At 48.3% G+C, this 11,969-nt stretch carries 11 protein-coding genes and 1 tRNA gene; 9 read left to right on the forward strand and 3 right to left on the reverse strand.

All coding sequences use genetic code 11. The annotated features are described in order from the left end of the window. Positions 1–59: 59 nt before the first annotated feature. On the reverse strand, positions 60–2,357 hold the full coding sequence (locus tag BGX12_RS01675) for a penicillin-binding protein 1A (RefSeq protein ID WP_109734374.1): 2,298 nt from the start codon (positions 2,355–2,357) through the stop codon (positions 60–62). Between the two features lie 193 nt (positions 2,358–2,550). Here BGX12_RS01675 and BGX12_RS01680 point away from each other — a divergent pair. The 9 genes from BGX12_RS01680 (at position 2,551) to BGX12_RS01720 (ending at position 9,641) form a co-directional block, all read left to right on the forward strand. Then, positions 2,551–2,624, forward strand: a tRNA-Arg gene (locus BGX12_RS01680). Between the two features lie 290 nt (positions 2,625–2,914). Next, positions 2,915–3,190, forward strand: a complete 276-nt coding sequence (locus BGX12_RS01685; protein WP_109734359.1) for a helix-turn-helix domain-containing protein — start codon at positions 2,915–2,917, stop codon at positions 3,188–3,190. Positions 3,191–3,224: 34 nt separating this feature from the next. Beyond that, on the forward strand, positions 3,225–4,349 hold the full coding sequence (gene rlmN, locus BGX12_RS01690) for a 23S rRNA (adenine(2503)-C(2))-methyltransferase RlmN (protein ID WP_109734360.1): 1,125 nt from the start codon (positions 3,225–3,227) through the stop codon (positions 4,347–4,349). Between the two features lie 35 nt (positions 4,350–4,384). After that, positions 4,385–5,005, forward strand: a complete 621-nt coding sequence (locus BGX12_RS01695) for a methyltransferase (RefSeq protein ID WP_109734361.1) — start codon at positions 4,385–4,387, stop codon at positions 5,003–5,005. Positions 5,006–5,211: 206 nt separating this feature from the next. Beyond that, complete coding sequence (locus BGX12_RS01700; protein WP_233246210.1) at positions 5,212–5,706, forward strand: YchJ family protein; 495 nt, start codon at positions 5,212–5,214, stop codon at positions 5,704–5,706. 129 nt (positions 5,707–5,835) lie between these two features. After that, positions 5,836–6,810: an N-acetyl-gamma-glutamyl-phosphate reductase gene (gene argC / locus BGX12_RS01705; protein WP_109734363.1), complete on the forward strand. Its 975-nt coding sequence runs from the start codon at positions 5,836–5,838 to the stop codon at positions 6,808–6,810. A 50-nt stretch (positions 6,811–6,860) separates the two neighbouring features. Further along, positions 6,861–7,997: a GTPase ObgE gene (obgE, locus tag BGX12_RS01710; RefSeq protein WP_109734364.1), complete on the forward strand. Its 1,137-nt coding sequence runs from the start codon at positions 6,861–6,863 to the stop codon at positions 7,995–7,997. Positions 7,998–8,010: 13 nt separating this feature from the next. Then, positions 8,011–8,481: an SsrA-binding protein SmpB gene (gene smpB / locus BGX12_RS01715; protein ID WP_109734365.1), complete on the forward strand. Its 471-nt coding sequence runs from the start codon at positions 8,011–8,013 to the stop codon at positions 8,479–8,481. 41 nt (positions 8,482–8,522) lie between these two features. Beyond that, positions 8,523–9,641 (forward strand): N-acetylmuramoyl-L-alanine amidase, encoded by a 1,119-nt coding sequence (locus BGX12_RS01720; protein ID WP_109734375.1) that lies wholly within the window; start codon positions 8,523–8,525, stop codon positions 9,639–9,641. A gap of 87 nt (positions 9,642–9,728) precedes the next feature. Here the strand turns inward: BGX12_RS01720 and BGX12_RS01725 are convergent, their stop codons facing one another. Beyond that, positions 9,729–10,490, reverse strand: coding sequence for a hypothetical protein (locus BGX12_RS01725; protein ID WP_109734366.1), 762 nt, complete (start codon positions 10,488–10,490; stop codon positions 9,729–9,731). 288 nt (positions 10,491–10,778) lie between these two features. Then, positions 10,779–11,825 (reverse strand): FISUMP domain-containing protein, encoded by a 1,047-nt coding sequence (locus tag BGX12_RS01730; protein WP_370245196.1) that lies wholly within the window; start codon positions 11,823–11,825, stop codon positions 10,779–10,781. Positions 11,826–11,969: the final 144 nt, after the last annotated feature.

Raw genomic sequence — 11,969 nt, forward strand, 5'->3', positions numbered from 1 at the left:
AAAAGAAAGCCCCCATGTTCAATGGGAGCTTTTTAACGTCTGAATAAATCAGACGTAGACTAGAACATCTTTCTAGCAGACTTCTTGCCACCTGCAGCAGGAGTAGAAGTAGTAGCGTTTCTATTACTGAAGAGCGTTGCATCATCAGAAGACTTTGTACGGACTTCGTAATGGTTACCATCGCACTTTTCGGTAGGAGCGCCGGAGAGATACAGGCAGTAAGTCTTTTCGGAGCAGAACTCACCAGCAGTCTTGCCAGTTGCGTTGCAAATACCCTTGCCGATCACGCCTGCAGGAGTCTTGAAGCCTTCCATGGGAAGATCCTTATGAAGCTTCTTCATGACGGCAATCCAGACCGGAAGAGCATCTTCGGTACCCGTATGGCCCGGGCCCATGGACTGAGGATTGTCGATACCGACCCAAACACCCATGGTGTAACGCTTGGTAAAGCCAATGTACCAAGCATCGGTATAGTCGTTGGAAGTACCGGTCTTACCACCGCTAGGATGATGGAAGCCACCGTTATAGACGCGAGCTGCAGTACCACGAATATTCACGTCCTTCAGCATATCGATCATGATATATGCCGCAGCAGGATTCAGGACTTCGTGTTCCACCTTGGAGCTCTTTTCAATTACTTCGCCATGCTTGTCTACAATAGATTCGATCATGTAAGGTTCCAGACGGTTACCGCCATTGGGGAACACCGTATAGGCGCAGGTCATTTCCATAAGAGTTGCTCCGATGGAACCTAGAGCCATACTGGGAACAGCTGTCAGAGGAGCTTTCTGGATACCGAACTTGCGGGCGTAGTTCACCACGTTTGCAAGACCGTACTTCTGGGCGGTAAGAATGGCAGGGAGGTTCTTGGACTTGTACAGAGCACGACGGAGAGTCATCATGCCTTCGAAGTCATGTTCGAAGTTGGCCGGACGCCAGATTTGCTTTTCAGCCTTGCCGTTCACAATCTTGTCCTGATCCTGAATGGTAATAGGTGCATCGTTCACAGAGTCGCAAGGACTTGCACCACTGGAAATTGCAGTGGAGTAAACGATAGGCTTGAAGGAAGAACCCGGCTGACGGAGGGACTGGACGGCGCGGTTCCAACGAGACTTATTCCAGTCACTACCACCCACCATGGCGCGGATTGCGCCAGTTTCGTTTTCCACCAGGACAGCGGCAATTTCGGCATCATGATAGATCAGGCTATCCGGCATGCGACCGCGTTTTTCTTCGTAATTCTTCTTAACGATGGCGAACAGGCTATCGAAATGAGCCACAACGCTATCTTCCGGCATGTCAAATTTCTTGGCCATGCCGAACTTACGGGTAAAGCGATACTTGATGCGACGACGAACCTTGGTGACCTGGGCCAGGGCTGCACTATCGGCGAAAGCCTGAATTTCCGGGTCAATGGTACTATTGATGGAAACGCCATCTGCATAGAGGGAATTTTCACCGTACTTCTTTTCCATGTATTTACGAATTTCTTCGTAGAAGTAGAGGCCAGCACCCGTTTCAATCTGCTTGGGAGCCAGGGTAATGGGAGTCTTGATATATTCGTGGTATTCGTCGTTATTAATATAGCCAGCATCACGCATTGCATATAGAACCGTATTACGACGTTCCAGGGATGCCTTAGGATGCTTATCCGGACGATAGGCTTCCGGACGCTGAAGCATACCGGCGAGAACAGCATATTCCGGAATAGTCAGGCTGTCCAGGGACTTACCGAAATAGAATTTACCTGCAGCCTGGAAACCATAGTTTCCGCCAGACAGGTAGACTTCGTTCATATAGAATTCAAGGATTTCTTCCTTGGTGTAGGTCTGTTCAATACGGATCGCCGTCATCATTTCCTTGATCTTACGGGCAAGGGAACGTTCCGGAGTCAGGAACAAAAGCTTAGTCAACTGCTGAGTCAAGGTGGACGCACCGCGGAGTTTGCCGCCCTTAGCAACCTTTTCCAGGATAGCGGAAGGGATCGCCCACACGTTCATGCCCCAATGGCTATAGAACACTCGGTCTTCCGTAGCCATCACCGCATGAATTGCATTCTTGGGAATGGAATCGAAAGGAGTCCATTCACGGCGTTCCACGAAATACTCGTGGGCAACATCGCCGTTCATGTCGTAAATCTTGGTCACCAGCTTGGGATTGATCTGTTCCAGCTGAGTCAGGGACGGAAGTTCCGGTGCATAATGGTTGTATACGACAACCGCACTGATAATCACGGCCAGAACCGGGACCTCAAAAATGATAAGCCACTTGATGACTTTCTTGTCAGTGAACCATCCCTTCAGAGTGACCTTCAGGGTGTTCAGGACTTTCAACAGAATTGGTTTAATCTTGTTCATGATTCCATCATGGAAAAAAAGTTGGTCCAAAAATAGCTTTTTATATGGAGTCCCTTGCGAGGAAGCTCTTCAAAAAGGGCTATTTAGCCCTCCAAAAAAAAATTAAAGTTTTTTACGAAATCACCCTTGACAAATATTTGTGGTTATCTATATTTGGGCACGTTGAAAGCGAAAGCGAACAACAAACAAAAATGCGGATGTAGCCCAACTGGATAGAGCGTTTGGCTACGAACCAAAAGGCTCCAGGTTCGAGTCCTGGCACCCGCACGAAAGAGACTTAACGAAAGTTAGGTCTCTTTTTTTTATTTTTCGATTTCTTTTCTCCGAAAAATCTGTAGATAAAATTTTTCGTTTTATACGCAAAACGAACCCCTTTCGTTCCTTGTAAAACATCCATCAGACTTCAGTTCTATTTCATTCGTTTATGCAAAAAAGTTAACACAAATTAACAGAAAAAGCAAACTGTAGTTCTCTTCGTTTCTAACCTATTTTTGTATTTTTCGCCCCGTGGTTTTGTGGTGAAATTCATTAAACAATGATTCATCAAGGGATGAAAAATGGAGTACAAAGAGCAAGTGCTGCGAAAGGTTTTCCAGCACATTTTCCTAGCCCGTAGACACGATAAAGGCCTCACTCAAAACGGACTTTCCGAAATTTCCAACATTACAAGACAATTTATATCCCAAGTGGAAAGCGGGAAGAGACAGCCATCCGTCATGACCTTGTGCAATCTGGCTACCGCAACCGGAATGTCGATTTCTCAGCTTTTTGAAGAAATTGACAAACTCTACATGCAGTACGACCGTCCTGACCGAGGCGAAAAGCACCCTTAACAAAAAACTTAAAATTTACTATCTTTGCGCCACTATGGAATGGCAGCGCAATATCAAAACATTGACGGAAGACGAGATCAAGGCTTGGCTTCGTGAAGTGGACGAGAAACCGTTCCGTGCCGAACAAATCCAGAAATGGCTTTTTTGCCAGCAGGTCAAATCTTTCGACGAAATGTTGAATATTTCCCCTGCTCTCCGCGAAAAGTTAGCAAAGCAATTTGAACTTAGGTCCCTCAAGGAAGACCAGCACATGGTCTCCGTCGATGGTACCGTCAAGTGGCTTTTCGAAACCTGGGACGGACACCACATTGAAACCGTGATGATTCCCGCCAATGGCCGTTTTTCCGTGTGCGTATCCACTCAGGTGGGTTGCGCCATGAATTGCGCATTCTGCCGAACCGCAAAGATGGGCTTCTTCCGCAATCTGGAAGCAGGCGAAATCCTTGAAGAGATTATCAACGTCAACTGGTACCTGAAAGAAAACAACATCTTCAATAACGAAGGTGAAATTGCCCAGGTCACCAACATCATCTTCATGGGTATGGGTGAACCTCTGAACAACCTGGAAAACGTGCATCGCGTTTGCTGCACCCTGCATAACCAGAAACTGTTCAATATGGGTTCCAAGCGCATGACCGTCAGCACCTCAGGCGTTGTACCCCGCATCAAGGAACTGGTGGATCGCAATACTCCCTGCTGTCTTGCAATCAGCCTAAACAGCACCAACAACGAGTATCGTTCCTCCGTCATGCCGGTGAACAACATCTGGCCCATCGAAAAGCTTTTGGAAGCAGTGGACGAATACATCCGCCGCACCGACAATTACGTCACTTTTGAATTTGTGTTGATCCAGAATATTACCTGCACTCCCAAGGCCGCCAAGGAACTTATCCGCATTTGCGCGCCTCGCCGTGTAAAGGTAAACGCCATTATCTTAAACGATGGCGACGATCCCACCCTGCACGCCCCCACTCCCGAAGAAGTGGATACTTTCCTCGCCGCGGTGCGTGCGGCCCAGATCCAGATCACCATCCGTACCGCACGAGGCAGAGACATTCTCGCCGCCTGCGGACAGCTCGCTTACAAGAAGAAGAAAAACGATCAGGAAGAATTCCAGAAAGGCGCAAGCCTTCCTGACGCAACACCCCGATCCAACTAAATCGAATATTATTCGAAACTAAAGGAAGGTAATTAATGTTAACGCAAAACCTCCCCGAATTCTGGGACAATCTCTACGCCGATGGCAAGGATTACTGGAATACCAAGAAGGCAACTCCGGCCCTTCTTGAATTCTTCAAGAACCCCGCTTGCCCCGCCACCGGGTCCGTTCTGGTTCCCGGCGCTGGCTTTGGCTATGACGCCGAAGCATGGGCTTTGCGTGGTCACGACGTGCTGGCAGTTGACTTTGCCCCCACCGCCGTTGACGAACTGGACCACCTGAGCCGCAAGCACAAGAACTTGCGCTCTCTGGACCTGGATTTGTTTACCCTCTCCCCCAAGGACCAGAAGCGCGGAGGCCAGCAGTTCGATATCGTTTACGATTACTGCACTTTCTCCGCAATTCATCCGGGTCGTCGTGACGAATTCTTTGAAGTCTGCTACAAGATGCTGAAGGACGACGGTCTCCTGATTTCCCTCATGTATCCCCTGACCAGCGGCAACACCCTGCAGGGTCCCCCGCACTGCACCAGCGAAGGCGAACTGATGGCTCGTCTGGACGGCGTATTCGATATCGTGGACCGCATTCCTGCAGTGAACAGCCTCCCCGGCCGTGAAGGCAAGGAAGAATTCTGGCTCCTGAAGAAGTGCCTGTAACGACCGCTCACGCTAGAGTTTGAAAAAAATCTCGCAAGCGTTTGCTCTTACAAAGAGGCCCTGGTTTTACCAGGGCTTCTTTGTTCACAAGGCTATTCAGCCAAACGCCATTTTCCCCCTGGCCCCTAGTCACTAGAACCTAGTCCCTCTCATTATTATTCTATCTTTTTTCTGTATATTTTTCACCCCTTTTTATCGAGGTTATTATGGCTGATTTATGTCCCTGCGGTTCCGGTAAGGAATATTGCGAATGCTGCGAACCTATCATCAAGCAGACTGCTCTTGCTGCTTCTCCCGAAGCACTGATGCGTTCTCGCTACACTGCATATGCCAAGCACGAAATTGCATGGTTGAAGGAATCCCTGGAAGCTACTCAGCGTTCCGACTTTGACGAAGCAAGCGTCGAAGCATGGAGCCGCGAATCCGAATGGCTGGGCATCGAAATCAAGCAGACCAAGACCGAAGAAGAAAAGAACATCGGTTGGGTCGAATTCGTTGCAAAGTTCAAGCAGGGCAACATCACCCGCGACCATCACGAACTGGGCGAATTCCACAAGGTTGGCGGCGCATGGTTCTTCTATGACGGCCGAGCAGTCAAGCAGGAAACCATCCGCAAGACTGGTCCGGATGTTGGCCGTAACGATCCGTGCCCCTGCGGTTCCGGCAAGAAGTACAAGAAGTGCTGCGGCGCTGGTAAGTAATTTAAGTGATTAGTGCTAGTGGTTAGTGATTAGTGCGCGCAAAGCGCTTATATCAAGTGGCGCAGCCACGACTATTTAAACTAACCACTGTTTACTGTTCACTAACCACTTTTTCGAAGGAGTATTGCAATGTTCAAAGTTTTCGTTGATGGCGAAGCTGGTACTACCGGTCTTCAGATTTATGATCGTCTTGCAAAGCGTAACGACATCGAAGTTCTGCGCATTTCCCAGGAGCTGCGTAAGGATATCGCCGAACGCCAGCGCTTGATCAATGAATCCGACGTGACCTTCCTGTGTCTGCCAGACGCAGCCGCCATGGAAAGTGCCGCCCTCTGCACCAACCCGGACACCTGCATTATCGATGCATCTACCGCCCACCGTGTAAACCCGGATTGGACCTACGGTATGCCGGAACTTTCTGCAGAACAGCGCGAGGCTATCAGCAAGGCTAAACGCATTGCCAATCCTGGCTGTCACGCCACAGGTTTCATCCTGGGCGTGCATCCCCTTGTTGCAAGCGGAATTCTGCCTAGGTCCGCAAACTTGGCTGCCTACAGCATCACCGGCTATTCTGGCGGTGGCAAGAAACTTATCGCCGAATACGAAGAAGAAGCCGCTCTTAGCCACAAGGCTGGAGAATCCCTCCCCATCATGACTCCGGCACCTTATGCCCTGGCTCTTAGCCACAAGCACATTCCCGAAATGAAGAAGTACTGCGAACTTGAAAATACGCCCTTCTTCAATCCGGTGCTTGGCCCCTACTATAAGGGCATGGCAGTAACGGTTGCCATCTTTGCAAACCAGCTGACCAAGAAGGTGGGCCCTCAGGACCTGACCGATATTTTGAAGGAACACTATGCGGGTTCCAACTTCGTTACGGTTATGCCTTACGAGGCCACACCGGCAGAAACCCCGGCACTGATCAATGGTCGACTGAACCCGACCATCTGCAACAACACAAACAACGCCTGCATCCAGGTTTTCGGCAACGAGAACATCATGCAGGTCACCACCATCATCGACAATCTGGGTAAGGGCGCCAGCGGTGCCGCCATCCAGAACATGAACATCGCCCTGGGCTTGGAAGAAACTTTAGGCCTGTAAGACCGCGACGAAGCCAACACACTCAACCTCACCCACTCCACGGGAGAATTATGTTTTTAGACGAAAAATCAATCGAAGTACGCTCCGGCAAAGGCGGCGACGGCATCTGCAGTTTCCACCGTGAAAAATTTGTACCTCTGGGCGGCCCCGATGGCGGAGATGGCGGCCGTGGCGGCCACGTCATTCTCCAAGTCAATGAACAGTATTCCACCCTATTGGACATGGGCAACGCACGCCTGTACAAAGCTCAAGGCGGACAGCCCGGTGGCGCAAAGCGTTGCACCGGCCGTTCAGCAGAAGACCTGATTGTAGATGTCCCCAAGGGCACTATCGTGAAGGACGCCGAAGGCCGTATCCTTGCAGACCTGACCGAGGACGGCCAGCGCTGGATTGCCGCACGCGGCGGTAAGGGCGGCATGGGAAACCAGCATTTTGCAACTCCTTCCAACCAGGCTCCTCGTAAGTGCACTCCTGGTGAAGCAGGCGAAAAACGCGAACTGTTCCTGGAACTGAAGCTCATGGCAGATGTCGGCCTGGTAGGTTTTCCCAACGCAGGCAAGTCTAGTCTCGTGAACAAGATTTCCAGCGGACGTCCTAAGGTAGGTGACTATCCCTTTACCACTCTGGAACCGGTACTCGGCATCGTCCAGATGAACGGACACAGCTTCGTTGTTGCGGACATTCCGGGTCTTCTGGAAGGCGCTAGCGAAGGCAAGGGTCTGGGCCATCAGTTCCTGAAGCACATCGAACGCACTCATACACTTTTGTTCGTAATCGACGGATTTGCAGAAAACGCATACGAACAGTTCAGCGTTCTCAAGAGCGAACTTGCTGCATTCCACCCGAAGCTCGCAAAGAAGCCCTACGTTATCGCACTTAACAAGAACGATCTTGGAATCGATAATGCCATTAAGGAATTCGCTGACCACAAGGAAAAGGTCATTGTGACTTCCGCTGTTACCGGCGATGGCTGCCATGAATTGCAGCAGGCTTTGGACGAAGCTGTCCCCCACGTTCAAAAGAAGAAGGTGGGCTGGGAATCCAAGAAGGTCGTAGAAGCCAAGACCATGAAGGCTGCAGAAAAGACCAAGGCAAAGGCTGCCCGAAAGGAAGCTTCAAAGAAGCCAGTTTCCAAGGTCCCCGCCAAGAAACCCGTAGCTCGTAAGGCTCCAGCAAAGAAGAAATAAGGTTTATTAGTCAATGGCAAAAAAAGAACAAGCAACACCAGTCATCCAGAATAGAAAGGCAAACCACCTTTACTTCGTGGATGAGACCTTCGAAGTGGGCATCATGCTCATCGGTTCCGAAGTCAAATCCATTCGCGATGGTAAGTGTACCATCGGAGAAGCCTGGATTGACCTGGACGAAGAGAAGGACGAACTGTGGTTGGTTGGAGCCCATATTGACGAATATCTTTTCGCAAACCGATTCAACCATTTCCCCGCAAGACGCCGCAAGCTTCTGGCACATGTCCATGAAATCCAGAAGATGCGTAAGGCCAAGGAACAGAAGGGCTGCACCCTCATCCCCCTGAAGATCTACTTCAAGAACCGTCGCGCCAAGCTGGAAATGGGAATCTGCCGCGGTAAGGACCAGCACGACAAACGTCAATCCATCATGGAACGTGATGCCAAGATGGAAATGGCTAGAGCAGCGAAGGCACACAAATAATGAACAACATGCTGGGGAAAGTTTTCGCAATATTCTGTCTGATGGCAGCTACCCTCTGGGCGGCTCAGGTGGACGTGGAAACTTTTGCAAAAAGCAAACAGGCATCTTTCCACTGGTATCCTGTCCAAAAGACAATTACCCTGGCAGGAGCATCCGACACAGCCAAAATGGCCATCGGACTCCCCTACGTTTCCTTCAACGGGAAATCCGTAGATCTTAAGGTCGCTCCCGTCCTGAAAGACAACAAAATTTGGCTTGATGCGGCAGACACATCCAAGTTCCAATTTGCAAGACCCATTAGCAGTTCCGCTACTGCAAAGGTTTCCAGCAGTTCCAGCGCGGTAAAGACGGCAAGCAGCTCTAGTGCGATAAAGCCTGCTAGCAGTTCCAGCGCAGTTGCAGTGACGGTAGCCGCACCTAAGAACGAAACCGCAGGAACTCGAGAAGTAAAGACCATCGTCATCGACCCCGGTCACGGCGGTAAGGACTCCGGCGCTCTTGGCGCAAAAGCACAGGAAAAGGACATCGTTCTCGCCGTAGGAAAGCTTCTCAAGAAGGAACTGGAAAAGGAAGGCTTCAAGGTCAAGATGACTCGCGACAAGGACGTGTTCATCGAACTAGGCCAGCGAGCAAATCTCGCCAACCAGTGGGATGGGGACCTGTTCATCAGCCTCCATTGCAACGCCATTGACGCCTCCCCCGAAAAGAAGAAACAAATCAAGGGTTATCACGTTTACGTTCTTCGCGCCCCCGAGAGTGAAGAAGACAAGGCCATTGCCCGTCGCGAAAACAAGGTGGCCACCCTCTATGGCGAAAAGAACGCCAAGGAAGAACTGACTCCTATTGAATGGTTCAAGCTGGAAGCCCGTCTTGAAAAATACAAGCAGAACAGCTACATGTTCACCGAGGAACTACTCAAGGCCAACGACGGCTACAAGATCCGCAAGCAGGCGGGTGGCGTAGGCGGTGCAGGCTTCATGGTCCTGGTAGGCGCATTGATGCCTGCAGTGCTCTACGAAATCGGCTTCATCAGCAACCCCGACGACGAAGCCTACATGATGAGCTCCGCCGGACAGAAGGATATTGCAGAACGCATTTCCAAGGCCGTAGCAAGCTACAAGGCAGCAGTCCACAACTACAGAGAAACTTTGGGCCGATAACAAGCCGCAATCATGAACCTCATTGAAGATTAAGCAAAAAGGAACCCCAAGCGGAGTTCCTTTTTTGATTATCAATACGACATCCTATCAACGCAACGATCTGCTAGTACGACCATATTCCACATTCACATGACTAGCCTGATTTCCTTTATTTCGTTTTCCGTTGACCAAATAAGTCTTATTTTCCGAAGTTTTTCTTGGCCTTGGCTCCGCAAAATCTCCATTGAATCCGGACCAGCGATCAATGTCAGCAAATTTCGACTCCGGTAACACATCAGCAAACATCGGGATCTTACTGAATGTAGGAGTTCCTTCATCCTGGTAAACACACTGATGAGCGAAGTGGGCAGGAAAGCCTTCACCATCCTCCCTAGAATCCACGACATCATATACCGTTATGTATTGACACAAAGCGAAGTAAGATGATGATTTTTGATAGACAAAGTATGCCGTATCATTTTCAATAGGAGATTTTCTGTTGAAAACATAAGTGTCGTCCCCCGAATATTCACTACGATACGAGGACAACTTAAAGCTGGTGGTATCATCTAAATTCAAAGTTTTTCCCGCAACCAACGAATCCGTCGACAGCACCCTCCAAAACTTTTCATCAGCATCTCGCGGTGCGTTCATATAAAGCGACAGTTGACAGCCACCGATTACAACCATGTCGCATACGCATGCTTCGGAAACATACCAATGTATGTAGGAATCATAACCATCATAGATGCCGTTTTCACCAAAGCCCCAACTTTGGCCTGCAATGGGATCAATAACAATGGTCTGTTCCCATTCCTTTGCGAACAAACCTGCTACCAAACAAAATATTAGGGAAATAAATTTTCTCATTATAGCCTCCTTTTTTTACTCCGCAATTAAAATAAAAGGCTATGTTCTATTAGAGTGTAGAACTGCCATTTTATGTTGAATTTGCTGAAAAAAAACTAAAAAATGGTCTAACCCAACAAAAATTAGGTTAGACCAAGTATCTAAGATACAGTTTTTAGGTAGGTAAATCTCAGTTTCTAATAGGGTGTGTTTTTTAGATAGTTATATTACATCTACACATTGAAAGAACATAGACAAATTGAAAAAGACCAGCCCACAAGGCTGGTCTTTTTTTACACCATAGATTCACTAATCTTTCACGCAACGAACAGAGGAGAGCTCTGCTCTTTTGTATTTATCATGAATTAAAGCATAATCATGAGTAAATAAGAATTCAGCGGCTTTTGCATAGCTATCACGTTCAGATACAGTCCAAAATGATGCCTTGGAAGAGTGTTCATAGAAGGAAGGTTTCATCCCAAAGCCAACAGAATCTTTTCCATTTTTATGATCTCGCCAGTCTTTATTTGACTTCAACACATGGCCAGTACATTCATAGTAGACAATCGAACTACCATTGTCGTGACTATCGCAACCCACGGAAGTAAACATATCTCCCAATTCCGTAGAATCAGGAATGTGCCAACCTGAAGGACAAACGCCTTGAATGGGAAGTTCCTTTTCGTCAAGACAAACTTTTCTTTCGCATTCTTTTTTCGAAGAATCCATAGCCACTGCGGACACCCAGGAATAGTTCCGTCCATTTTCCTCACAGTTATCAGGAAAATCACATTCACTACCCACAACATCAAAGTTGAGATTTTCCGCCATCCATTCCTTACCATTGATTGTCACCGTTTTATAGGAATGGCCATCACGTTCATCTACAAGAACACCATACAATCCCTTGTAACCTTCATATTCTGGAGGTTTAGGATAATCCGTTCCGTTTCGTTTGCAACGGACGCCCACTTTTTGGTCGTAAGAATAAGACATGCCATAGAAATTCGAATATCGATCCTCAAATGCAAAAACATAACCGTTGTCTTTGTCAAACACATCACTTGAAGCATAAGCTGCTATATAATGATAATTCTCCGATGCTGAATAACGATAACTGGCGTGATATAAAGCCGAAAACCCCGTTTTATTTTGACATCTTTCCCACCACCAAAAACCATCAGCAGCAAGCGATGAATAAGCATCACCTTCTACGACTGAGTTAATAAAAGCACGCCATTCAACATAGCTTGGAATATGCCAACCATCCGGACAAGTTCCCTGAGCTATACGCCAATCATAAATGTATCCAACATCTCGAATTTCCCTAGGTTCTCCGTATCTTTTTTCCGGAATATATCTCGCGGATTCTCATCGTCAAGTAAATCCGATCTAGGCTGAAAACAAAAAAAATCCCTAGAAAGTGAATTCTAGGGATGGTTAGGTTTCTAACTTGCGTTTTCGACCAAGAAAAGGACAAGCGATGAGACTTAACCGAGA

The sequence above is a fragment of the Fibrobacter sp. UWR4 genome (assembly GCF_003149045.1).
Classification (GTDB): Bacteria; Fibrobacterota; Fibrobacteria; order Fibrobacterales; family Fibrobacteraceae; genus Fibrobacter.